This window comes from Aeromonas sp. FDAARGOS 1404 (assembly GCF_019047085.1).
GTDB lineage: Bacteria > Pseudomonadota > Gammaproteobacteria > Enterobacterales > Aeromonadaceae > Aeromonas > Aeromonas veronii.
Window position 1 is genome coordinate 2,366,695 of the sequence record NZ_CP077237.1, and the last position, 22,477, is coordinate 2,389,171.

Consider the following 22,477-nt stretch of genomic DNA (forward strand, 5'->3'; position numbering starts at 1 on the left):
ATGAGGCGAGCACTCGATTCCGTCTATCAAATCATCTCAAGTCTGGCTCATTCGAGCGGCCAGGGATATTTCGATACCTTTGTGAGTGAAATCGCCGCTGCTGTGATGGCTGATGTCGTCCTGATCGCCAGCAGGGAATCAAATGCTACCCACCTGACGGTTCAGGCTGCCCATCCCTCCTCTCTTGACCCCGATACCCTGACGCTGCCACTGACTGACTCTCCTAATGCCATTACCTGGCAGGAGGGGGAAGCCTGGTTCAGCGATCGTCTGTTGCAGCTGTTCCCCGCGATGCCGCTTGCCGATGCGTGGCAAGCCCAGGCCTACGCCGGGATCGCCCTCAAGGATGCGGATGGCGAGACCATAGGTATCTGCTGCCTGCTCTATCGTCAGCCGCAGGCCAATATGACCAAGGTGATGGGGCTGCTCCGGTTGCTGGGGCCGCTGGCCGGTCGCGAACTGGCGCTGATGCTGCAACGCCAGCTGCCGCAACTCTTGCCTGATACCCCCCATGTGCTGCAGAGCATGCTGTTTCAGGCCCCGGTGGGGATCGGTAAGCTCGATCTCACCGGCCGCATTCTCTGGGCCAATCCGGCTATCGAGAAGATGTTGGGCTATCCCCTCGACGAGCTGCTTCATCGCTCCATCTCCGACATCAATCACCCGGAGGATTGGCAGCGCAGCCTTGAGTGCTACGAAGAGATCCGGCGCGGCGAGCGCAGCAGTTTCACTCAGGAGAAGCGCTACTTCTGCAAGGGGGGCGAGATCCTGTGGGGGCGGGTAACGGTCACCCTGATCCGCGACGAGCAGCAGCAGCCGGACTACCTGATGGTGCTGCTGGAGAATATCGATCCCCTCAAGCGCCATGCGGAGCAGCTCAAACTCTCCCACCGGGTCTACGACAACCTCTCCGAAGCGATTCTGGTGTGCGATGCCGACAGCCGCATCATCTCGGTCAACCCGGCCTTCGAGCAGATCACCGGCTACAGCAGCGACGAGGTGCGGGGCCAGCGTCCCAGCATGCTCAAGTCCGGGCTGCACGATCAGACCTTCTATGCCGACATGTACCACGCGCTGGAGCGGGTGGGGGTGTGGCGTGGCGAAGTGTGGAACAAGCGCAAGAATGGCAAGCTCTATCCGCAGCAGCTGATGATCAGCACCCTGCGTGAAGCCGGCAAAATCCAGCAATATATCGCCATTTTCAGCGATCTTTCCCAGACCAAGGTGGCCGAGCAGAAGATCGCGACCCAGGCCAACTACGACAACCTTACCAGCCTGCCCAACCGCTGGCTGTTTGGCCGCTGCCTCACCCGCTTCTGCGAGCGGGGCGAGCGCTTCGCGCTCATGGTGCTCGACCTCAACAACTTCAAGGCGGTCAACAACAGCATGGATCACCATGCTGGCGATGCCCTGCTGCGGGAGGTCTCGGATCGACTGGTTAGCCGGGTGCGCACCGAAGATCTGGTGGCCCGCATCGGTGGCGACGAGTTCGCGTTCCTGGTGCCCGGCATCGTCACCCGCCGTCAGGCCGAGGTGTTTGCCAAGCAGGTGATCGGCAGTTTCGCCCGCCCCTTTATGCTGGCCAACCAGCATCTCTATGTGACCGCGACCATCGGCATGACTCTCTGTCCGGTCGATGGCAGCGAGAGCGACGAGCTGCTGCGCAATGCCGAACAGGCGCTGTTTGCGGCCAAGCGGCAGGGACGGTTGCTCGGAGCCTACTGCTCATCCATGCGGGAAGAGGTGCGCCAGCGCCACCAGATGCAGCAGGATTTGGCCGAAGCGATCAAGCTGGAGCAGCTGACCATGGCCTACCAGCCGATCTGGGACAATCGCAGCGGACGGGTCGCCAAGCTGGAGGCGCTGGTGCGCTGGTATCACCCCCAATGGGGACAGGTATCCCCTGCCGAGTTTATTCCGCTGGCGGAAGAGGCGGGATTGATTCAGGGGCTGGGTGCGCTGGTATTGTGGCAATCGTGCCGGGATCTGGCGCGGTTGCAGCAATCCGGCTTCCCTGATCTGCAGATGTCGATCAACCGTTCCACCATGGAGTTCCAGACCATCGACCCCGAGGCGAGCGAGTGGCTCAAGGTGATCCAGCACTTCGGGCTCGATCCTGCCGACATCGTCATCGAAATCACCGAATCTCTGCTGATGGAGAGCAGCGATCAGCACAGGGTGCGGATCGATGCCCTGCGCGAGGCGGGCTGCAAGCTGGCCATCGACGATTTCGGTACCGGCTACTCGGCCCTCAACTATCTGCGTACTTTCCCGGTCGATCTGGTCAAGATCGACCGCTCCTTCGTGCGCCATATCCCCTTCAACGAGCAGGATAGGATGTTGCTCGACGGCATCATCAACATAGTGCACAACTTGGGCATGCAGGTGGTGATCGAGGGGGTAGAGACCCGCGAGCAGCTCAACTTCCTCTGCCAGAAGGGGTGTGCCTTCACCCAGGGTTATCTGCTCAGCCGCCCGCTGGCCTATGACGATCTCATTGATTACCTCGCTCTCAACCGTCAGGGGATGAACCTCACAGTCGTGAGCTGATCCACCGCTTCTGTTATCATGGCCGCTTCTGTACGTGCCATGAGTCTGTCTCCTATGCCCCATATTCAGGTTTTCAGTGAAGTCCCCGCCCGTGATGGCGAGCTCGACGCCCTGCGTTTACGCCTTGCCGACGTGGGGTTTCCGGCTCCGTTTGCGCTGGTACTGACTGAAGAGAGACTGGAGCTGCGCAAGCTGGACGAGCCCAAGCTGGGTGCCGTCTATGTGGACTTCGTGGAAGGGACGGTGGCGCATCGCCGCAAGTTTGGCGGCGGTCGGGGCCAGTCCATCGCCAAGGCGGTGGGGCTCAAGGCCGGTGCCACACCGACTGTGGTGGATGCCACTGCCGGTCTGGGGCGCGATGCCTTCGTGCTCGCTTCCCTCGGTTGCAAGGTGACCCTGATCGAACGCAGCCCTGTGGTGGCTGCTCTGTTGCAGGACGGGTTGGCGCGGGCGGCACAGGATCCCGAGATTGGCCCCTGGGTCAGCGAGCGGATGCACCTGCTGCAAGGCCCGGCGGTGGACAACTTGCTGGCGCTGCCGGAGCGGCCCGAGGTGATCTACCTCGACCCCATGTTCCCTCACAAGCAGAAGTCGGCGCTGGTGAAAAAGGAGATGCGGGTGTTCCAGTCGCTGGTAGGTCCGGATCTCGATGCGGATGCCTTGTTGCCTGCCGCGCTCAAGATGGCTGAGAAGCGGGTGGTGGTGAAACGCCCCGACTACGCCGGCTGGCTCAATGAACAGAAGCCCAGCATGGCCATCGAGACCAAGAGCAACCGCTTCGATGTCTATGTGATGGCGGCGCTGGCGGCGAGTTAACGGTCGGTGCGAGTTACGGATGCAAAAAAGGAGGGCCAACGTCATGTTGGCCCTCCTTTTTCGTATTGGATTCAGTTGGTTGGCGCGAAGCGGATCAGCTTCTCTTCCCCTTGCCAGTTCAGGCGCAGGGTCGCCAGTTCTGCCAGACTGAGCCGCTCGCCACTGTGCAGCAGCAGATACTCGACCCCTTCGCTGGCTTCGATGGTGCGGATCTTGTCATCCCATTGGCGATCATCGCGGCTGGTGAGGGTCACCGGCAGTTGCCAGCTGGCAGCAATTTCGAGCCAGTCGTAGAGATCGCAGCTGATGGGTTGATAATCCGGCATGATCGGCTCCAAAACAGGCGGGTTGCTCAGTCAGGCTTCCTGTACGCGGGTCGGCCAGCCCATCTTCTGCTGGCGTTCCACTTCAAAGCGCAGCTCGCTGGCGCGCAGGTAGTGTTCATCCATCCAGCCCTTGGGCAGGGTCAGGGTCAGTGACTCCTCTTCTGCCTGCAGGGTGAAGCTGGGCACTGTGCCCTGGGTACGGCGCATGCAGAGGATCAGCGCGATGCGCAGGATACGGGCCAGCCGGATCGCCTGACGACCGGTGACGGCACCCTGTTTCTCCAGTGGTTCTAGCTTGAATTCGTCCCGCTGGTTGAACAGCAGGGCCGACAACAGCTTCTTTTGCGCAGGGGTAAAGCCCGGCATGTCGATGTTGTCGATGATGTAGGCGGCGTGTTGCGGCGCCTTCTTGTATTCGATACAGAGGCCGATCTCGTGCAGCAGGGCTGCATAACGCAAGATCGGGCGACCGTAGCGTTTGGAGAGTCGCCAGGCCGGTTGCAGCTGGTTGAACGCCTCGACAGCGGTATCGCGCACCCGTTCGGCGTGCTCTTTATCCAGTTGATAGCGGCTGATCAGGCTGTCGGCGGTACGATCCCGGGCATCACAGTCGTGATTGTTGCCCAGCAGACCGTAGATCAGTCCTTCACGCAGGGCGCCACCCGCGAGGGTCATGCTCTCGATATCGAGGGTTTCGAAGATGGCGATCAGGATGGCGAGGCCGGAGGGGAACACGGTCAGCCGCTCGGCCGCCAGCCCTTCCAGTTGCAGCCGGTCGAGCTTGCCGCAGGCGATGGCCTGACCCATCAGCTCCTGCAGTTTCGGCAGGGTGACCCGTTCGCTCTTCCCTTGCGCCAGCATGATCTCTTGCAGCGCCTGCACCGTGCCGGAGGCGCCAACGCAGGTACGCCAGCCGAGGGCGCGGTAATCTTCCGCCACCTTCTCCAGCACCGCCTTGGCGGCAGCAATCGCCTGCTCGAAACGGGCTTCGGAGAGCTCGCCATCACCGAAGTGATTGTTGAGCCAGGTGACGCAGCCCATGTGCAGGCTGTTGAGCAGTTTTGCTTCGCTATGTTCGCCGATCACCAGTTCGGTACTGGCACCGCCGATGTCGATCACCAGCCGGTTGCCTTCCCCGGCAGAGGTCCAGGAGACCCCTTCATAGATGGTCTTGGCCTCTTCCTCGCCCGAGATGATCTCGATGCTGTGGTTGAGTACCCGTTCCGCTTCGCTGAGGAACTCGTCGACGTTGGTAGCAAGCCGCAAGGTTGCGGTGCCCACCACCCGGATGTTGTCGGCCGGAATGTCCTGCAACTGTTCGGAGAAGAGACGCAAACAGTCCCAGCCCCGCTCCATGGCGGCACGGCTGAGACGAAATTCCGGATCGAGCCCGGCTGCGAGGCGAACCTTGCGCTTGACCTTGGCGACGGTGCGCAGGGCACCGGCGACCTCGCGCACCACCAGCATATGAAAGCTGTTGGAGCCGAGGTCGATGGCGGCATAGAGAGGCGAGTTGTGCAACGGGCCTGTCCTTAGCTCTTGCGCGGCGGACGACGACGGTTGTTGCTGTTGCCACCGCCCTGACGATCCCGCATGTTGCGGTTCACCGGCTGACGGTTGCGGAATACCCGTTTCGGCGGGGTCACGTCATCCAGCAGCGCTTCGCGATCATATTTGCTGACCGGAATGGCATGGTGGATGTACTCCTCGATGGCCGGCAGGTTGAAGGCATAGTCTTCACAGGCCAGGCTGATGGAGTGACCGCTCTTGCCGGCACGACCGGTACGACCGATACGGTGTACATAGTCTTCGGCGTCGTCGGGCAGGTCATAGTTGAAGACGTGGGTCACGTCAGGGATGTGCAGACCACGGGCGGCCACGTCGGTGGCGACCAGAATATCGAGCGCACCCTTGGTGAAATCCTCGAGGATCTTCATCCGCTTCTTCTGCGGCACGTCACCGGTCAGCAGACCGACGCGGTGGCCGTCGTTTTCCAGCCAGGCGTGAACGTCTTCACAGACATGCTTGGTGTTGGCGAAAACGATCGCTTTTTCCGGCCACTCCTCTTCCATCAGGGAGAGCAGCAGCAACATCTTGTCTTCATTGGAGGGGTAGAACAGCTCCTCCTTGATCCGCACGCCGGTCATCTGCTCAGGCTCTACCTGCACATGTTCCGGATGGTTCATGTGTTCGTAGGCAAGCTCCTGCACGCGCAGGGAGAGGGTTGCGGAAAACAGCATGCTCAGACGCTCGGTCGCGGGCGGCATGCGGCGGAACAGGAAGCGGATGTCCTTGATGAAGCCCAGATCGAACATGCGATCCGCTTCGTCCAGTACCACGACCTGAATGTTGCTCAGATCGATCACCTTGGACTTGAAGTAGTCGATGATGCGGCCGGTGGTGCCGATCAGGATGTCGACGCCCTGCTCCAGCACGGCCAGCTGCTTGTCGTAACCTTCGCCACCGTAGGCGAGGCCGAGTTTCAGGCCGGTAGAAGCGGCGATGCTGTCGGCATCGTTATAGATCTGTACTGCCAGTTCCCGGGTGGGTGCCATGATGATGGCTCTGGGTTGGTTAACCAGACGGGGCTTGGTCAGCGGGTGAGTCAGCAAATAGTTGAATGTCGCGGCCAGGAAGGCAATGGTCTTGCCGGTTCCTGTCTGGGCCTGACCGGCGAGGTCGTGACCTTCTACCAGCAGTGGCAGAGACAGTGCCTGGATGGGCGTGCAATAGTGAAATCCCTTTGATTCCAGACCAGCCAGAACTTCGGGTTCGAGGCCCATTTGGGCGAATTTGTCGGTCGTTAAGTGTGTTTTGCTCATGGCGGTAGGTTATCAGGTTAGGCTTGCAATAATAAACAGGATCATTTCAAATAGGGCAACTATTGCCTTTGTTGATATGTCAATAAAGCCTTAATTACTGACTGGAGTTGGAGATGAGTGACAAGATTGTTCAGCTGAGCGATGCCAGCTTCGAGGCAGATGTAATCAAAGCCGATGGCGCCGTTCTGGTCGACTTCTGGGCCGAGTGGTGTGGTCCGTGCAAGATGATTGCCCCGATCCTGGAAGAAGTTGCCCAAGAGTACGAAGGTCGCGTGACCGTAGCCAAACTGAACATCGACCATAACTCTGATACTCCGCCCAAGTACGGCATTCGTGGTATCCCGACCCTCTTGCTGTTCAAGAATGGCGAAGTGGCAGCGACCAAGGTCGGTGCACTGTCCAAGACTCAGCTGAAAGAGTTCCTGGACGGCAACCTGTAATAATTAAAGAGGAGCGCATTGCAATAATGCGCTCCTTGTGTTTTATCACCTAGACGCTCATCCCGATTGGTGCTAGTTTATCGCTCGTTTGCTAACCTTTTTGCCTGACTCTTTGCTAACCACAGCCTGGCAATCAAATCCGATCAGCATCAATCCAGCAGACTGTCTCCTCATTTCAATCCTTGCTTACAGACTTTCACCACTATGAATCTGACTGAATTAAAGAACACTCCTGTGTCCGAGCTGGTCAAGCTTGGCGAATCCATGGGGTTGGAAAATCTGGCTCGGGCGCACAAGAAAGATATTATTTTTGCAATCCTCAAGGCGCACGCCAAGGGTGGTGAAGATATCTTTGGCGACGGTGTGCTGGAAATCCTGACCGATGGTTTCGGCTTCCTGCGCAGTGCAGACGGCTCCTATCTGGCAGGCCCTGACGATATCTACGTCTCCCCGAGCCAGATCCGCCGCTTTAACCTGCGTACCGGCGATACCATCTCCGGCAAGATCCGGCCACCGAAAGAGGGCGAACGCTACTTCGCACTGCTCAAGGTCAATGAGGTCAACTACGACCGTCCGGAAAACTCCCGCAACAAGATCCTGTTTGAAAACCTTACTCCCCTGCATGCCAACGAACGTCTGCGTATGGAACGGGGTAACGGCTCTACTGAAGATATCACCGCCCGTGTACTGGACCTGGCTTCCCCCATCGGTAAGGGCCAGCGTGGCCTGATCGTGGCGCCGCCCAAGGCCGGTAAGACCATGCTGCTGCAGAACATCGCCCAGAGCATCGCCTACAACCACCCGGACTGTGAACTGATCGTTCTGCTGATCGACGAGCGTCCGGAAGAAGTGACCGAGATGCAGCGCATGGTAAAAGGTGAAGTGATCGCTTCCACCTTTGACGAGCCTGCTTCCCGTCACGTTCAGGTTGCCGAAATGGTGATCGAGAAGGCCAAGCGTCTGGTCGAGCACAAGAAAGACGTGGTGATCCTGCTGGACTCCATCACCCGTCTGGCCCGTGCCTACAACACCGTTATCCCGTCATCCGGCAAGGTACTGACCGGTGGTGTGGATGCCAACGCCCTGCACCGTCCGAAGCGCTTCTTCGGCGCCGCGCGTAATGTTGAGGAGGGCGGCAGCCTGACCATCATCGCCACCGCGCTGATCGATACCGGTTCCAAAATGGACGAGGTTATTTACGAAGAGTTCAAGGGTACCGGCAATATGGAACTGCACCTCTCGCGCAAGATTGCCGAGAAGCGCGTCTACCCGGCTATCGACATCACCCGCTCAGGCACCCGTAAAGAAGAGCTGCTCACCTCAGGTGACGAGCTGCAGAAGATGTGGATCCTGCGCAAGATTGTCCACCCGATGGGCGAGATCGACGGTATCGAGTTCCTCATCGACAAGCTGGCGATGACCAAGACCAACGACGAGTTCTTCGACGCCATGCGGCGCCAGCAGAAGTAAGTCCGGTCAGAAAATGACGAAACCGCGGCCTTGGTCGCGGTTTTTGTTTATCTGTTTTCCGGTCGCCCTAGTAGTATGAGATCCCGATGTCACATGGATGGAGACGTCATGAAGCCTGTTTTCTGGTTATTGCTGGGGTTGCTGAGTGCAATGCCAGCCGATGTGCAGAGTGCACCGATCGCGGTGACAGCCGAGACGTTGCAAACGCACCAGCGCTATCTGGCGGACCGTCTGCAGGAGGGGCAATTTGCAGCCATCGACTCTCTGCTGGCGACCCTGAGTCGCGAGCGGCGGGAGTTCCTGTTGTTGCAACTGCTGCGGGATATTCCCGCGACCCCCCCTGCATCCCCTGCGTTGCAACAGTGGGTCGAGGCTCAGGCCGACAAGGCACCCGAGTGGCTCATGGAGCAGCAGGTCGACGGTTTTCTGGTGCAGCAACCTGTCTATGATTTTGCCGCGCAGGCCCGTCAGCTGCTGGGGGAGTGGCAGCTGCAATCACTGATGCAGCGCTATCGGCAGCAGCTTGCCCAGGGCAGCTTCCAGCTAAAGTCCATCTACTACAGCAGTAACCCAGATCTAGCCACGCAGCAGCAAGCCCTGTTGCTGGCCCTCGACACCTTGCCGCAACCGATCTGGATGCGGGAGGCGCAAGCGCTGGCCAGCCAGAATATCTATCTGCCCGACAATCATCTTTTGTTTCATCTGTTGCAGCGCACCGGGGAACCGGCGCTCTATGGCATGCTGTGGCGGCGGCCGGCAGATCAGGATGCGCTGCGTGCACTCTCTACCATCAACCGCTTCCATCACGGCAGTGCTGCCAGCGATCTGCTGATTGCCGCCAGTGGCAACGAGGGGTTGAAGGGGGCCGCCCTGCGCCAGCTGAGCGCGCTCTCGCCCTTGCCGCCGCAGGCCCAGAAATACCTGTTGGCGGAACTCTCCAACCGTCAATACGGGGCGCTGGTAGCCGGTCTGTTAATGGAGGTGGACGAGCCCCAGCTGCTCTCTGCGCTAGCCAGACGCCTCGGCCAGCGTGACATGCCACCCATTGCACCGAGTCTGCTGCCCGATTCGGGTACACCCGATGGGCAGCCAGGGTTATAATGCGTGACCTCCTGAACCCGGTTGGGAACTTGCATGAAATACAAGGATTTGCGTGATTTCATCGCGCAGCTGGAACAAAACGGACAACTCAAGCGCATTACCCGCGAGATAGATCCCTATCTGGAGATGACCGAGATCAGCGATCGCACCCTGCGTGCGGGTGGCCCGGCTCTGCTGTTCGAAAATCCCAAAGGCTACACCATGCCGGTGCTGACCAACCTGTTCGGTACCCCGGATCGGGTTGCCATGGGCATGGGCCAGCCCGATGTGGGCGCCCTGCGTCAGGTCGGGGTCTGGCTCTCCTATCTCAAGGAGCCCGAGCCGCCCAAGGGATTCAAGGAGCTGATGGAGAAGCTGCCGATCTTCAAGCAGGTGCTCAACATGCCGACCAAGCGGCTCTCTTCCGCCCCCTGCCAGCAGGTGGTGCAGGAGGGAGATGCGGTCGATCTCGACCAGATCCCGATCCAGCACTGCTGGCCCGGCGATGTGGCACCGCTGGTCACCTGGGGCCTCACCATCACCCGTGGCCCCTACAAGAAGCGCCAGAACCTCGGCATCTATCGCCAGCAGAAGATCGCCAAAAACAAGCTGATCATGCGCTGGCTGGATCATCGTGGCGGTGCCATCGATTTTCGCGAGTGGCAGGAGGCCCACCCCGGTGAGCGATTCCCGGTGGTGGTGGCACTCGGCGCTGATCCGGCGACCATTCTCGGCGCGGTGACGCCGGTGCCGGATACCCTCTCCGAATATGCCTTTGCCGGTCTGCTACGTGGCAGTCGTACCGAGGTGATCAAGGCCATCAGCTGCGATCTGGAGGTGCCCGCCAGCGCAGAAATCGTGCTGGAAGGCTATCTGGAACCGGGCGAAATGGCGCCGGAAGGCCCTTATGGCGACCACACCGGCTACTACAACGAGGTGGACGAGTTCCCGGTCTTTACCATCACCCACATCACCAAGCGGCGCGATGCCATCTATCACAGCACCTACACCGGCCGTCCGCCCGATGAACCGGCGGTGCTGGGTCTGGCGCTGAACGAGGTGTTCGTGCCACTGCTGCAGAAGCAGTTCCCCGAGATTGTGGACTTCTATCTGCCGCCGGAGGGGTGCTCCTACCGGATGGCGGTGGTGACCATCAAGAAGCGTTACCCGGGCCACGCCAAGCGGGTGATGCTGGGGGTCTGGTCCTTCCTGCGCCAGTTCATGTACACCAAGTTCGTGGTGGTGTGTGACGACGACGTCAACGCCCGCGACTGGAAGGATGTGATCTGGGCCATCACTACCCGGATGGATCCGGCACGGGACACCACCTTGATCGAGCACACCCCGATCGACTATCTGGACTTCGCCTCGCCGGTCTCCGGCCTCGGCTCCAAGATGGGGCTGGATGCCACCAACAAGTGGCCGGGCGAGACCAATCGGGAGTGGGGTCAGCCCATAGTGCAGGATGAGGCGGTGAAGCAGAAGGTCGATGCCATCTGGGATGAGCTCAATATCCTCGGATGAGGCAAACATGACAGCTTTGCTGCAAAAAGTGATGCGATCCGCACTGATTTGAGTATTCTCGACTGACGGGGCCAGGGCTGCTGGTCGTCACTCCATAGTGAAACAATGAGCGAAGCGGGCCGAGCGAGCCCGCCACAAGGACAAGAATGCAACGTATCAAATGCCGCGTAGAGGAACTGCGCGAATATGTCGACACCATCTGGCATGTGGCCCTGACGCCGCAGCAAGCGATCAGCTTCAAGCCGGGCCAGTATCTGCTGGTGGTGATGAGCGATTCGGACAAGCGCCCCTTCTCCATCGCCAACTCGCCGACCCGCCCGGGCGTGCTGGAGCTGCAAATCGGTGCCACTCCCGAGAACGCCTATGCCGGTCAGGTGCTGGCCCGCATGCGCGAGCAGGGGGAGATCGAGGTTGAATTGCCGGCTGGCAAGGCGTTCCTGCGCGATGAATCCCCCCGTCCACTGATCCTGATGGCGGGCGGCACCGGTTTCTCTTACGCCCGCTCCATTCTGGAGTACCTGATCGACACGGGCTGCAAGCGTCCGGTGTTCTTCTACTGGGGTGTGCGTCAGGCTCACTGGCTCTATGAGCTGGAGCAGATGCAGCAGTGGGAGCGTGACTATGCACCGCTCACCTTTATCCCGGTGGTGCAGGAGCCGGAGGCTGACTGGACCGGCAAGAGCGGGCTGGTACACAAGGCGATCATGGATGATTTCGTCAGTCTCCACGACTACGACATCTATGTAGCCGGCCGTTTCGAGATGGCGGGTGCCGCGCGTGAGGAGTTCAAGATCCTCGGCGCCGAGCCGGAGCGCATCTTTGGTGACGCCTACGAATTTATCTGACGGGATCCCCGTCTGGATGACGCAGCCCCCGGTTTTGCCGGGGGCTTTTGTTTTTGTGGCCGCCGCAGTACCTGATCGTACCGAATGGCTGGATTATCGCGGCGTTATCCCATTATTTTTCAATATTTTGGCTATGAGTGGCTACTAATTGAACGTAGCTGATGGCATCTTTGTGGGGGATTGACAAGAGCATCCATAGAGCAAGCACAAGGAGGCGCAGTGTTGAGTGAAGAGGGCAGGGCATCTGCGGAGGATGACAGGGGCGAGACCGGCTCTGTCGAGCGGGTCGCAACGCTGATCCCGTCCCCTCATGGCGGTGAAATAGCCCGTTTGCAGGCAGAAATCGCCGCTTTGAAGCATGAAAATGGCCTGCTGCAGGAGAAGCTCAATGCCGCCCTCGATGGCACCGGCATCTGTCTCTGGCAGGGCACCATTCCCACCGGCGAGCTGCGCGTCTTCAATCTGCAGAACTTTCAGGCCGGTGACATGGCCCCTCATTTCGATCAGTGGAGCGCCAAGCTCCATCCCGACGATCGCGCCCATGCCATGGGCAGCTACTTTGCCCACCTTGAGGGGAAAACTCCCTTCTACGAAGCCGAATACCGCACCATCAATCCGCAAGGCGAGGTCACCTGGCTGTGGGATCGGGGACGGGTCGTCGATCGGGATGGCGATGGCAAGCCGCTGCGGATCATGGGCTCCCATATCGATATCACCCAGCGCAAGGCTTATGAGCAGCGACTGGCGGAGCGTGCCAACAGCGACGCGCTGACCGGCTTGCTCAACCGGCAGGGGTTTGGCAAGGCGTTTGCCCAGCTGCAGCCGCAAGGGGCGGGTGCGCTGCTCTTTATCGATCTGGATGATTTTAAGGGGATCAATGACCAGCTGGGCCACGCCTGCGGCGATCTGGTGTTGCAGCAGATGGCGGACTGGCTGCGCCTTATTATGCCTGGCTCGGCGCTATGTGGCCGTTACGGCGGCGACGAGTTTGTGGTGCATCTGCACCGGGATGTGTCGAGCCATGGCCTGGCGCAACTGGCTGACGCCCTGATCAGCCGGATGCACGGCTATGTGCCCAAACCCGGTTGCCCGCAACGGGTGGGGCTGAGTATCGGCATCGCCCTGTGGGAGGAGGAGCCATTGAGCTTCCGGCAGGCGCTGGAGGTGGCCGACAGGGCCATGTATGAGGCCAAGGCACGCGGCAAGCGAGCCTGGTATCTGCTTCAGGTGTGATGGTTTTTACAGGTTCAATACAAAGCAAAAACCCCAGCCGAGCTGGGGTTTTCGTTATTCGCCTTTGGCGCCGAGCTGCTGCTCGAGCTGAGCCAGCTTGCTTTCGAGGGCGGCCAGTTTTTCACGGGTACGCAGCAGCACCTTGGTCTGCACGTCGAACTCTTCGCGGCTGACCAGATCCAGCTTGCCCAGTTGGGCTTGCAGTACCTGACGCATCTTCTTCTCGGCCTCTTCACCCATGCTGCGAATGCCGGGCGGCAGGGAGTTGTGCACCTGCTTGGCGATCTCTTCCAGTTTCTTCGGGTCGATCATGATGTCCTCCTTAAGCGTTGGCGGACATTCTACCGACAATTCCCTCACTTTGCCGAGATCGCGGCGGCTTTTTAGTCGTGATGGTGCCCGCTGGCTGGTCGGGTCTGGTGATGGGGCCACAACTGCTACCCTTGCGCCCCTTTGTTAACCTGAAACCATGACATGCACCACAAAGCTGAGCCAGAACTGTCCGGCATGAGTCTTATTTGGTGTTGGTTTTATGTTAACGTTTTGCAGTCGAGGTCGTGATGACCCCGTTGGCTTGTGATGGATAACAACCTTATAAAAAGAGAATAAAAAATGAAGAAGAAGCTAATTTATGCAGCTGTTGTCAGCGCCCTGCTGGCCGGATGTGGTGGAGATGACAACAAGGGAGACACCACCAGCTCCCTCGACTACGTCCTGAGTGGTGCCAACGGGGTGCGCCCGAGCGTGCTGGCCCCCCGTGCCAGCGACGGTACCCTGAAGTTTTCGACAGAAACTGCTGATCTGTCGAACCCGGTATCTGCCCTCTCCACCCTGGATGGCTGGTCAACCACCCAACCCGTCCAGCTGGTACCGGCGACCGTGACCGGTGTCTCTGTGCCAGCACCGGCGGACAGCGAGTATGCCTCTGCCGTTGCGCCACTCTACCTGCTCGAGCTCACGCTGGATCCGGTCACTCTGCAACCCAACGGAGTCAAGGGCGGCAAGCCACTGGTTTATGGGACCGACTTTGTGGTCACTGGCGGGGACGGCAAGCTCAATCTGGTTCCGCTCAAGCCGCTCAATCCCTCTTCTTACTACATGATCGTGGCGACCGATGCCCTCAAGGACAGTCGTGGCACTCCGCTCAAGGCGGGCGGCGATTACAGTAGCTTCAGATCGACGGCTGGCGCAACCACTCAGGAGCAGACCATCAACGGCCTGATCTCGCTGCAGGAGGGTCTGTTCAAGGCGGCCACCGGGATCACCAGCGATCGGGTGATCTTCTCCGACTGGTTCGCCACCCAGTCCGGCGCCGATGTGCTGCTGGCAGTGAAGAGTGCTGCTGCTTCCGTGTTGAAGAGCCCGAGCCTGGACGCCGCGGCGCTGTGGAAACAGGATGCCAGAGGCAACACCAGCCTGCCAGCAACCTATACCATCAACGGTCTTAATGGCGGGGTGGATTTTCTGACCCAACTGGCGAATGAGCCATTCTTGCCGCAGAAAGATCGTGATGCGATTGCTGCCGCTGTGGCGGCTAATGGCACCCTAAACGGAGTTGCATCGGTGACCAAGGTGTATACCGGTACCGTCAAACTCCCTTACTTCCTCTCTACCCCGGCGATAGCCGGCTCCTGGGACAAGGCCAAGACCCAATCCTGGCACGGCGCCATTCCCAGCCTCTATGCCATCGCCAACGCGCTGAAAGCGGGCGATACCGAGGTGATCGGTGGACTGGTCGGGGCGGGCGTGGACCCGGCATTGCTGGGTGAGCTGATCGCTGACCCGAGCCGTCAGAGTGAACTGCTGAGCGAGGCGAGCAAGCTGATCGGGGTGACCCTCACCTCCGGTGGCAAGCCGCTGGATGCCGAGCGCAATATCGGCCGTTTCAACCCGTTGCCGACCCTGAGCGAAGTACAATCGGTACCGCTGCGGATCTTCGCCGCTGCACCGCTCAATACCATTACCGATGTGATCATCTATCAACACGGGGTTACCTCCATCAAGGAGAACGCCTATGCGCTGGCGCTGGGCCAGATTGGTGCTGGTCTGCAAGTCACACCAACAGCCAAAAATGTCGCTGTGGTAGTGATCGATCATCCGCTGCACGGCGAGCGTGGTTATGCCCTGAGCAACAGCATGGCGACGGTGACCACATCGGAGAACCCGCTCCCCTATCTGAACCTCAACTATCTGACGGTGGCGCGGGACAATCTGAAACAGAGCGTGGCCGATCTGCTGGGACTGCGACTGGCTGTCGGTCTGGCCAACACCCAGGGATTGGGTGGCCAATTGGGTGGTGCCGGTCTGAAAGTTCACTTCCTCGGTCACTCACTCGGTGCCATTACCGGGGCCAATCTGCTGGCTGTCGCCAACCAGACCACCGGCAGTGCTCAGGCTGATGCCCTGTTCAAGTTCGATACCGGTGGTCTGGCGATGCCGGGTGGCGGCATCGCGCCGCTGTTGCTCAACTCGCCGAGCTTCGGGCCGACCATCAAGATGAGCGTGCTTACCTCGGGCAGTCCGGCGCTGAAAGCGGGCTTTACCGCCTATGCACCGAATTGCAAAACGGCTGCCGCCACTTGCTTCGTCAACGAGTTCCTGCCCAGTCTGGATGCGGCCACGCAGGCGGGTGCGGCGAGCACCTTGCAGAGCTATACCTTTGCCGCCCAGTCAGTGCTGGACTCTGCCGACCCGATCAATCTGGGCAGTGGCGTCGCCAAGAGCTTCCCGTTGTTCGCCACCGAAATTGTTGGTGATGGTGCGCTCAGCTTGCCGGATCAGGTGATCCCCAACAGCATCGCCTCTGCGCCGCTGGGTGGCACCGAGCCGCTGTTCCGGGTGTTGGGTTTGCAAGAGCTGAAAGGGTCCGGCGTGCTCCCGGCGGGTCACCATGCTGCGCGCTTCCTGAAAGGGGGCCATAGCTCGCTGCTGGCCCCTGACGAGAACTTCGATCCGGCTGGTGCGGTCACCACCGAGATCCAGACCCAGTTCGCCAGCTTCTTTATGAGTGGCGGTGCGGCGGTCAAGGTGACTGACGACACCCTGATCAAGCAGTAACTGCCCATCGCGTAAAAAAACGCCGCCCTTCGGGGCGGCGTTCTCGTTTCTGCGGCTGCTGAAAAATCAGCCCGGCTGGTGGTTGCGATCCAGCCAGCCTTGCAGCAGGCCGACCAGCAGGCCGGTCAGGTGGGCGATATTGGCGGTGCTGGTGCCGAGCATGTCGAAGAAGCCGAGCACCATCCAGAACAGCATAAAGCCCATCAGTGCCGGTGGCAGAGTGAGGCCGCAGGCCGGTTGCAGCTTGCTGCGCAGCCAGCAGTAGCCGAGCAGGGCATAGACCACGCCGGAGAGGCCGCCAAACAGCGGGCCGCTGGCAAAGAACTCGGCGATATTGGGCAGGGCGGCGCCCACCAGCAGCAGGATCAGCAGCTTGCCGCTGCCGAGGCGCTGCTCGATCTGGCCGCCGAGATACCACCACCAGAGCAAGTTGAACACCAGATGGAGCACCGAGAAGTGGATCAGGGCGGGGGTGAAATAACGCCATGCCTGCCAGTCGGTGAACTGGGCCAGCGTCGGGTGGAATGCCAGTTCGTCGTAGATGGGCAGGCCGATGGCCTCGATCCCGTAGATGGCGAGACAGGCGATGATCACTACCAGCGTCAGCGGCCCCGCCTGATGGAGGAAGTCGGTGATGGGGTCCGTCATCCCCTTGCTGTAGTCGATGCGAGCATCGGCGCGGCCGGATTGCCAGGAGGCTTCCATATAGCGCGGGTGGCCCGGCTCGGCCAGAAAGCGCTTCACCTCCAGCTGGGCCTGCGCGAGGCGTTGCTCGTCCGCCAGCCAGATGGTGACCCCCAGCTCGGACTGGGTCAGCTCGCAGGAGATGCCCAGGGTCGCCAGATAGTCCACCAGCGCCTGCGCCATGCGGGCGTTGTCGAGCACCAGCAGCTGGATCATGCCTCGCCTGCCTCGATGGGAAACTCCCGGCGCCACGCTTCGAAGCCGCCATCCAGGCTGTAGACCTCGTCATAACCCTGTTGCAGCAGGTATTGGGCCGCCCCCTGACTGCTGTTGCCGTGATAGCACATCACGATGACCGGGGTATCGAAATTCACTTCGTTCATAAAGCGCACCAGGGTGCCGTTGGTGAGGTGGAAGGCGCCGACCGCGTGGGCCGCTTCAAAGGACTGCGGGTCGCGAATATCCACCAGACGGGCTTCACCCGCACTCAGTTTCTGGTGGGCATCATGGGCATTGATATGGGCAAACTGGTCCATCGGGATGTCCTGCGAATAGGTTGATTACGGGCCAGTGTACCGCAAGCTTGGGCGCAAACTAACCCCACAAAAGATAAGGGAGCCAGCGGCTCCCTTGTTGATATGGCATGCGGGTCAGTGGGTTAACCGCCCAGATAGGCCTGCCGCACTGCCGGGTTGGCCAGCAGGGCGGCGCCCGTGTCTTGCAGCACCACGTGGCCGTTCTCCAGCACATAGCCGCGGTCGGCCAGCTTGAGCGCCTGGTTGGCGTTCTGCTCCACCAGAAAGATGGTCATCCCCTTCTGCCGCAACTGTTCGATGGTGTCGAAGATCTGCTGGATGACGATGGGGGCCAGCCCCAGCGAGGGTTCATCCAGCAGCAGCAGGCGCGGTTTGCTCATCAGGGCACGGCCGATGGCCAGCATCTGCTGCTCGCCGCCGGACATGGTGCCCGCCCGCTGTTCCAGTCGCTCGTGCAGGCGCGGGAACAGGGTAAACACCTGATCCAGCAGGCCATGCTGCTCGGCCTTGTCGACGAAGAAGGCGCCCATCAGCAGGTTCTCCTCCACCGTCAGGCGGGCGAAGATGCGACGCCCCTCCGGCACCACGGCGATATCCTTGCGCATGATGCGGGCGGTGGTGAGGGAGCTGATCTGTTCCCCCTCAAACCAGATGGAGCCGCTGCTGGGCTTGGGTTCGCCGCAGAGGGTCATCAGCAGGGTGGTCTTGCCTGCGCCGTTGGCGCCGATCAGGGTGACGATTTCCCCCTCTTTCACCTCGACGCTGACATCGTGCAGTGCCTGAATTTTGCCGTAGTGGGTCGATACGTTGCGAAGTTCTAACATCTTTTTGTCCTTACGACTCGCCCAGATAGGCCTTGATCACTGCCGGGTTGTTGCGGATCTCATCCGGCTTGCCGTGGGCCAGCGGGGTGCCCTGACTGACCACGAAGATGCGGTTGGAGATGCCCATCACCAGCTTCATATCGTGTTCGATCAGCAGCACCGAGACCCCGAATTCGTCCCGCAGGCTCATGATCAGCTCGTCCAGCTCGTCGGTCTCCTTCGGGTTGAGGCCGGCAGCCGGTTCGTCCAGCATCAGCAGCTCGGGACGGGTCGCCATGCAGCGGGCGATCTCGAGGCGGCGCTGCTGACCGTAGGCCAGGTTGCCGGCGGCGCGGTTGGCAAGATCCTTGAGGCCCACTTTATCCAGCCAGAAGGCGGCCCGCTCCAGCCCCTCCTGCTCCGCCCGGCGGAAGGCCGGGGTCTTGAACAGACCGGCGATAAAGCTGGTGTTGAGGTGCTGGTGCTGGGCAACCAGCAGGTTCTCCACCGCCGTCATCTCCTTGAACAGCCGCACGTGCTGGAAGGTACGCACAATCCCCTTGCGGGCGATGAGGTGGCCGGGCAGCCCCTGGATCTCCTCACCCTTGTAGCGGATGGTGCCGCCGCTCGGGCTGTAGAAGCCGGTCAGGCAGTTGAAGATGGTGGTCTTGCCCGCGCCGTTGGGGCCGATGATGGAGATCACCTCGCCCTTGTCGATATCCAGTTTGACCCCGTTGACGGCCAGCAGGCCCCCGAAGCGCATCGACAAATCAGAGACTTCCATTAACTTCTGATGAGTACTCATTTCTTCAACTCCAGATGCGGACGGGTCATCGGCAGCAATCCCTGTGGCCGCCAGATCATCATGAACACCATCAAGAGGCCGAACATCAGCATGCGATACTCGTTGAATTCGCGGGCCAGCTCCGGCAGCACCGTCATCACGATGGCAGCCAGCACCACCCCGATCTGGGAACCCATGCCACCCAGCACCACAATCGCCAGCACAATGGCCGACTCGATAAAGACGAAGGATTCCGGGCTGATAAAGCCCTGCCGCGAGGCAAAGAAGCTGCCGGCAAAGCCCGCGAAGGTGGCGCCTATGGTGAAGGCGGTCAACTTGATGATGGTGGGGTTGAGCCCCAGCGATTTGCAGGCGATCTCGTCTTCCCGCAGCGCTTCCCAGGCGCGGCCAAGGGGCATCCGCAGCAGGCGGTTGATGACGAACAGGGTCACCACCACCAGCACCAGCGCCATCAGGTAGAGGAAGATCACCTTGTGGTTGGCGTTGTAGGTAATGCCGAAGAAGTTGTGGAAGGTATCAAAACCCCCATCCTTGACGGTGCGGTTGAACTCCAGCCCCCCCAGCGTCGGTTTGGGGATGCCGGAGATGCCGTTGGGGCCGCCGGTCAGGGTGGTCATGTTGTTGAGCAGGATGCGGATGATCTCGCCAAAACCCAGGGTGACGATGGCCAGATAGTCCCCCCGCAGCCGCAGCACCGGGAAACCGAGCAGGAAGCCGAAGGTCGCGGCCATCAGCCCGGCGATGGGCAGGCACTCCCAGAAGCTCAGCCCGAAGTAGGTGTTGAGCAGGGCATAGCTGTAGGCGCCGACCGCATAGAAGCCGACATAGCCGAGATCTAGCAGGCCGGCGAGGCCGACCACCACGTTCAGCCCCAGCCCCAGCATGATGTAAATCAGGGTGAGGGTGGCGAGATCGATGGCGCCGCGAGAAGCCATAAAGGGCCAGCTCACCGCGAACAGCAGCACCAGCACGGCGGTGAGGTTATAGAGCTTGGGTGCCTCTTCCGGGCTCGGCAGCACCAGCTTGGTGAAGCCGACCGAGAAGCCGCTGATGGAGGCCTGAAACAGCTTGGCGATCTGGCCGCGCAGCATCTGGAACCAGAAAACAAGGGTGGCTCCCCCCAGCAGCCAGGCCAGCGACACATCGAGGCGGCTCACTACCTGCAGGCTGGAGCCATCAGTCTCCAGTTTGAAGCCGAGCAGCCAGAAAGAGAGCACCAGCAACACCAGGCTGGCGATACAGGCGTGGATAAATTGATGTTTCATCACACTTTCTCCACTTCCGGACGGCCCAGAATGCCGGTCGGCATAAAGAGCAGCACAAAAATGAGCAGGGCAAACGCCATCACATCCTTGTACTCGGTGCTGAGATAACCGGCGGTGAGCGCTTCAACCACCCCCAGCAGCAGGCCGCCCAGTACGGCACCCGGAATGCTGCCGATACCGCCCAATACAGCGGCAGTGAAGGCCTTCAGACCGGCCATAAAGCCGAGGTAGGGGTTGATGACGCCGTAATACATGCCGAGCAGCACCCCGGCGACGGCGGCCAGCGCGGCCCCCAGCACGAAGGTGATGGAGATGACCACGTGGGTGTCTATCCCTAACAGGTTGGCCATCTTGATATCTTCCGAACAGGCGCGGCAGGCGCGGCCCATGCGGGAGCGGCCGATGAACTGGGTCAGCGCCAGCATGGTGATGAAAGTCACCACGAAGATAATCAGCTGCATATAGGAGAGGCTGGCCTGAAAACCATCCTCACCCCCCAGGGTCCAGCCACCGGAGATTAGGCTGGGCATGGCGATATCCCGTGAGCCCTGAGCCATCCGCATCATGTTCTGCAGGAAGATCGACATGCCGATGGCGGAGATGAGGGGGATCAGCCGGTTGCCACCGCGCAGTGGCCGGTAGGCGACCCGCTCGATGCTCCAGCCATAGGTGCCGGTGATGATAATACTGACCAGGAAGGCGCCCCCCAGCAGTAGAAAGGTGCTGTCGATGCCCATCATCATGAGCCCCGCCATCACCATAAAAGCGACATAGGAGCCGATCATGTACACCTCGCCGTGGGCGAAGTTGATCATGCCGATGATGCCATAGACCATGGTGTAGCCAATGGCGATCAACGCATAGGTGCTGCCTATGGTTAATCCGTTCAGCAGTTGCTGAACGAGATAAAGGAGGTGTTCGGACATACTGCGTTCCCTGTACTTGCCCGCAAAGAGAGGAGGGGGTGAGCGTACTCACCCCCGATCGGCAGATTATTTGACTTGGCTGGAAGTACCGTCAGCGTGCCACTGGAACACACCGAATTCGAAGCCTTTCAGGTCACCGTTCGGTGCCCAGGTCAGGGGGCCCATCACGGTATCGATCGGCGCAGCCTTGATGGCGGCGGCCACGGCAGCCGGGTCATCTTCACCCGCCTTGGCGATACCGGCTGCCAGGGTTTGCACCGCGGCATAGGTAGTCCAGACGAACGGGCCGGAGGAGTCCTGACCCTTGGCCTTGAACGCCGCCACTAGCGGGGCGTTGGCAGGCACCAGATCGTATTTGTTCGGCAGGGTCACCAGCAGGCCTTCGGAAGCTGGGCCACCGATGGCGGAGATATCCTTGTTACCCACCCCTTCCGGGCCCATGAACTTGGCTTTCAGCCCCTTCTCGCCAGCCTGACGCAGGATCAGGCCCAGCTCAGGGTGATAGCCGCCGTAGTAGACGAAATCGACGTTCTCTTTCTGCAGCTTGGCGATCAGGGCGGAGAAGTCCTTGTCACCGGCGGTGATCCCTTCAAAGGCCACCACTTTCACGCCAGCCTTGTCGAGCGCGGCTTTGACGCTGGAAGCGATCCCTTCGCCATACTGCTTCTTGTCGTGGATAACGGCCACGTGCTGGGGTTTGACCTGCTCGATGATGTACTTGGCGGCAGTCGGGCCCTGATCGCTATCCAGGCCTATGGTGCGCAGGGTCAGCTGGTAACCGCGCTCGGTGATCTTGGGGTTGGTGGAGGCAGGGGTGACCATCAGGATCCCCTCGTCTTCATAGATGTCGGAGGCGGGCAGGGTGTTGTCGGAGCAGAGGTGACCGACCACGAACTTGACGCCGTCGTTCACCACCTTGTTGGCAACGGCCACCGCCTGTTTGGGATCGCAGGCATCGTCATAGACGACCGCTTCGATCTGCTTGCCATTAATGCCGCCAGCCTTGTTGATCTGCTCTACCGCCATCTTGCCGCCGGTGAACTGCATGTCCCCGTACTGGGCGACCGGGCCGGTGACCGGGCCTGCGATACCTATCTTGATGGTGTCTGCCGCGTGGGCGATGGAGATCGATCCAAACAGAGCCAAAGAAACCGCTGCGCCAACTGTGATTTTGCTCAACTTATGCATTGATTCGTCCCTTAATCAGTGGATTGTTTCATTTCCGTGTGCCATTCCGGATCTACATCCCGTGCATCCGGCTATAGGTATGGTTCTATCATTCCTCACGGGGCAAT

21 protein-coding genes are annotated in these 22,477 nt (G+C 60.3%); 10 read left to right on the forward strand and 11 right to left on the reverse strand.

What is annotated here, in order from left to right; genetic code table 11:
• Both I6L34_RS11000 and I6L34_RS11005 read left to right on the forward strand, forming a co-directional pair.
• Entirely contained in the window at window positions 1–2,550 is a 2,550-nt protein-coding gene (locus I6L34_RS11000; protein WP_058058798.1) for a bifunctional diguanylate cyclase/phosphodiesterase, read from the forward strand.
• Between the two features lie 63 nt (window positions 2,551–2,613).
• Complete coding sequence (locus I6L34_RS11005; protein ID WP_058058803.1) at window positions 2,614–3,366, forward strand: class I SAM-dependent methyltransferase; 753 nt, start codon at window positions 2,614–2,616, stop codon at window positions 3,364–3,366.
• A gap of 71 nt (window positions 3,367–3,437) precedes the next feature.
• Here I6L34_RS11005 and I6L34_RS11010 read toward each other — a convergent pair whose 3' ends face one another.
• Genes I6L34_RS11010 through rhlB form a run of 3 tightly spaced genes read right to left on the reverse strand, consistent with a single transcriptional unit; the run spans window position 3,438 to window position 6,514 of the window.
• Window positions 3,438–3,692, reverse strand: coding sequence for a Rho-binding antiterminator (locus tag I6L34_RS11010; RefSeq protein ID WP_042054704.1), 255 nt, complete (start codon window positions 3,690–3,692; stop codon window positions 3,438–3,440).
• 30 nt (window positions 3,693–3,722) lie between these two features.
• The gene (gene gppA, locus I6L34_RS11015; RefSeq protein ID WP_005355894.1) at window positions 3,723–5,213 is read right to left on the reverse strand and encodes a guanosine-5'-triphosphate,3'-diphosphate diphosphatase; all 1,491 of its coding nucleotides are present in this window, start codon (window positions 5,211–5,213) and stop codon (window positions 3,723–3,725) included.
• A gap of 11 nt (window positions 5,214–5,224) precedes the next feature.
• A complete protein-coding gene (rhlB, locus tag I6L34_RS11020; protein ID WP_005339414.1) occupies window positions 5,225–6,514 on the reverse strand; it encodes an ATP-dependent RNA helicase RhlB in 1,290 nt (429 codons plus the stop codon).
• 113 nt (window positions 6,515–6,627) lie between these two features.
• Here rhlB and trxA point away from each other — a divergent pair, with 113 nt between their 5' ends.
• The 7 genes from trxA (at window position 6,628) to I6L34_RS11050 (ending at window position 13,106) form a co-directional block, all read left to right on the forward strand.
• Window positions 6,628–6,954, forward strand: coding sequence for a thioredoxin TrxA (gene trxA / locus I6L34_RS11025; RefSeq protein WP_005339416.1), 327 nt, complete (start codon window positions 6,628–6,630; stop codon window positions 6,952–6,954).
• Between the two features lie 204 nt (window positions 6,955–7,158).
• A complete protein-coding gene (rho, locus tag I6L34_RS11030) occupies window positions 7,159–8,424 on the forward strand; it encodes a transcription termination factor Rho (protein ID WP_005339417.1) in 1,266 nt (421 codons plus the stop codon).
• 108 nt (window positions 8,425–8,532) lie between these two features.
• Window positions 8,533–9,525, forward strand: a complete 993-nt coding sequence (locus I6L34_RS11035; RefSeq protein WP_216954705.1) for a hypothetical protein — start codon at window positions 8,533–8,535, stop codon at window positions 9,523–9,525.
• A gap of 33 nt (window positions 9,526–9,558) precedes the next feature.
• A complete protein-coding gene (gene ubiD, locus I6L34_RS11040) occupies window positions 9,559–11,028 on the forward strand; it encodes a 4-hydroxy-3-polyprenylbenzoate decarboxylase (protein ID WP_005339421.1) in 1,470 nt (489 codons plus the stop codon).
• A 146-nt stretch (window positions 11,029–11,174) separates the two neighbouring features.
• Complete coding sequence (gene fre, locus I6L34_RS11045) at window positions 11,175–11,873, forward strand: NAD(P)H-flavin reductase (RefSeq protein WP_040069858.1); 699 nt, start codon at window positions 11,175–11,177, stop codon at window positions 11,871–11,873.
• A gap of 16 nt (window positions 11,874–11,889) precedes the next feature.
• Window positions 11,890–12,021, forward strand: a complete 132-nt coding sequence (locus I6L34_RS21950) for a hypothetical protein (protein ID WP_272955695.1) — start codon at window positions 11,890–11,892, stop codon at window positions 12,019–12,021.
• A gap of 71 nt (window positions 12,022–12,092) precedes the next feature.
• Window positions 12,093–13,106 carry a sensor domain-containing diguanylate cyclase gene (locus tag I6L34_RS11050; protein ID WP_216954706.1) on the forward strand — a complete coding sequence of 338 codons (1,014 nt, stop codon included), beginning with the start codon at window positions 12,093–12,095 and terminating at the stop codon, window positions 13,104–13,106.
• A 54-nt stretch (window positions 13,107–13,160) separates the two neighbouring features.
• Here I6L34_RS11050 and I6L34_RS11055 read toward each other — a convergent pair whose 3' ends face one another.
• Window positions 13,161–13,418: an accessory factor UbiK family protein gene (locus tag I6L34_RS11055; RefSeq protein ID WP_005339429.1), complete on the reverse strand. Its 258-nt coding sequence runs from the start codon at window positions 13,416–13,418 to the stop codon at window positions 13,161–13,163.
• A gap of 300 nt (window positions 13,419–13,718) precedes the next feature.
• Here I6L34_RS11055 and I6L34_RS11060 point away from each other — a divergent pair, with 300 nt between their 5' ends.
• Window positions 13,719–16,163: a VolA/Pla-1 family phospholipase gene (locus I6L34_RS11060; RefSeq protein WP_216954707.1), complete on the forward strand. Its 2,445-nt coding sequence runs from the start codon at window positions 13,719–13,721 to the stop codon at window positions 16,161–16,163.
• Window positions 16,164–16,229: 66 nt separating this feature from the next.
• On the opposite strand, the gene glpG is transcribed toward I6L34_RS11060, so the two are convergent.
• From glpG to I6L34_RS11095, 7 genes are all read right to left on the reverse strand, one after another.
• Entirely contained in the window at window positions 16,230–17,063 is an 834-nt protein-coding gene (gene glpG / locus I6L34_RS11065) for a rhomboid family intramembrane serine protease GlpG (RefSeq protein ID WP_005342430.1), read from the reverse strand.
• The gene (gene glpE, locus I6L34_RS11070) at window positions 17,060–17,383 is read right to left on the reverse strand and encodes a thiosulfate sulfurtransferase GlpE (protein ID WP_216954708.1); all 324 of its coding nucleotides are present in this window, start codon (window positions 17,381–17,383) and stop codon (window positions 17,060–17,062) included. The genes glpG and glpE overlap by 4 nt, the downstream gene beginning before the upstream one ends.
• Before the next feature lie 122 nt (window positions 17,384–17,505).
• A complete protein-coding gene (locus tag I6L34_RS11075; RefSeq protein ID WP_005339433.1) occupies window positions 17,506–18,207 on the reverse strand; it encodes an ABC transporter ATP-binding protein in 702 nt (233 codons plus the stop codon).
• Window positions 18,208–18,217: 10 nt separating this feature from the next.
• Entirely contained in the window at window positions 18,218–18,991 is a 774-nt protein-coding gene (gene livG, locus I6L34_RS11080; RefSeq protein ID WP_005357323.1) for a high-affinity branched-chain amino acid ABC transporter ATP-binding protein LivG, read from the reverse strand.
• Window positions 18,988–20,256, reverse strand: coding sequence for a high-affinity branched-chain amino acid ABC transporter permease LivM (locus tag I6L34_RS11085; protein ID WP_005355922.1), 1,269 nt, complete (start codon window positions 20,254–20,256; stop codon window positions 18,988–18,990). The genes livG and I6L34_RS11085 overlap by 4 nt, the downstream gene beginning before the upstream one ends.
• On the reverse strand, window positions 20,256–21,182 hold the full coding sequence (gene livH, locus I6L34_RS11090) for a high-affinity branched-chain amino acid ABC transporter permease LivH (RefSeq protein ID WP_005339439.1): 927 nt from the start codon (window positions 21,180–21,182) through the stop codon (window positions 20,256–20,258). The genes I6L34_RS11085 and livH overlap by 1 nt, the downstream gene beginning before the upstream one ends.
• Window positions 21,183–21,248: 66 nt before the next feature.
• On the reverse strand, window positions 21,249–22,370 hold the full coding sequence (locus I6L34_RS11095) for a branched-chain amino acid ABC transporter substrate-binding protein (RefSeq protein WP_216954709.1): 1,122 nt from the start codon (window positions 22,368–22,370) through the stop codon (window positions 21,249–21,251).
• Window positions 22,371–22,477 lie beyond the last annotated feature (107 nt).

Excerpts from the sequence above, each read along its gene's own strand:
- I6L34_RS11000 (WP_058058798.1), top strand. The coding sequence starts at position 1 with ATGAGGCGAGCACTCGATTCCGTCTATCAAATCATCTCAAGTCTGGCT.
- I6L34_RS11010 (WP_042054704.1), bottom strand. The coding sequence starts at position 3,692 with ATGCCGGATTATCAACCCATCAGCTGCGATCTCTACGACTGGCTCGAA.
- rhlB (WP_005339414.1), bottom strand. The coding sequence starts at position 6,514 with ATGAGCAAAACACACTTAACGACCGACAAATTCGCCCAAATGGGCCTC.
- trxA (WP_005339416.1), top strand. The coding sequence starts at position 6,628 with ATGAGTGACAAGATTGTTCAGCTGAGCGATGCCAGCTTCGAGGCAGAT.
- rho (WP_005339417.1), top strand. The coding sequence starts at position 7,159 with ATGAATCTGACTGAATTAAAGAACACTCCTGTGTCCGAGCTGGTCAAG.
- I6L34_RS11035 (WP_216954705.1), top strand. The coding sequence starts at position 8,533 with ATGAAGCCTGTTTTCTGGTTATTGCTGGGGTTGCTGAGTGCAATGCCA.
- ubiD (WP_005339421.1), top strand. The coding sequence starts at position 9,559 with ATGAAATACAAGGATTTGCGTGATTTCATCGCGCAGCTGGAACAAAAC.
- fre (WP_040069858.1), top strand. The coding sequence starts at position 11,175 with ATGCAACGTATCAAATGCCGCGTAGAGGAACTGCGCGAATATGTCGAC.
- I6L34_RS21950 (WP_272955695.1), top strand. The coding sequence starts at position 11,890 with ATGACGCAGCCCCCGGTTTTGCCGGGGGCTTTTGTTTTTGTGGCCGCC.
- I6L34_RS11055 (WP_005339429.1), bottom strand. The coding sequence starts at position 13,418 with ATGATCGACCCGAAGAAACTGGAAGAGATCGCCAAGCAGGTGCACAAC.
- I6L34_RS11060 (WP_216954707.1), top strand. The coding sequence starts at position 13,719 with ATGAAGAAGAAGCTAATTTATGCAGCTGTTGTCAGCGCCCTGCTGGCC.
- glpG (WP_005342430.1), bottom strand. The coding sequence starts at position 17,063 with ATGATCCAGCTGCTGGTGCTCGACAACGCCCGCATGGCGCAGGCGCTG.
- glpE (WP_216954708.1), bottom strand. The coding sequence starts at position 17,383 with ATGGACCAGTTTGCCCATATCAATGCCCATGATGCCCACCAGAAACTG.
- I6L34_RS11075 (WP_005339433.1), bottom strand. The coding sequence starts at position 18,207 with ATGTTAGAACTTCGCAACGTATCGACCCACTACGGCAAAATTCAGGCA.
- livG (WP_005357323.1), bottom strand. The coding sequence starts at position 18,991 with ATGAGTACTCATCAGAAGTTAATGGAAGTCTCTGATTTGTCGATGCGC.
- I6L34_RS11085 (WP_005355922.1), bottom strand. The coding sequence starts at position 20,256 with ATGAAACATCAATTTATCCACGCCTGTATCGCCAGCCTGGTGTTGCTG.
- livH (WP_005339439.1), bottom strand. The coding sequence starts at position 21,182 with ATGTCCGAACACCTCCTTTATCTCGTTCAGCAACTGCTGAACGGATTA.
- I6L34_RS11095 (WP_216954709.1), bottom strand. The coding sequence starts at position 22,370 with ATGCATAAGTTGAGCAAAATCACAGTTGGCGCAGCGGTTTCTTTGGCT.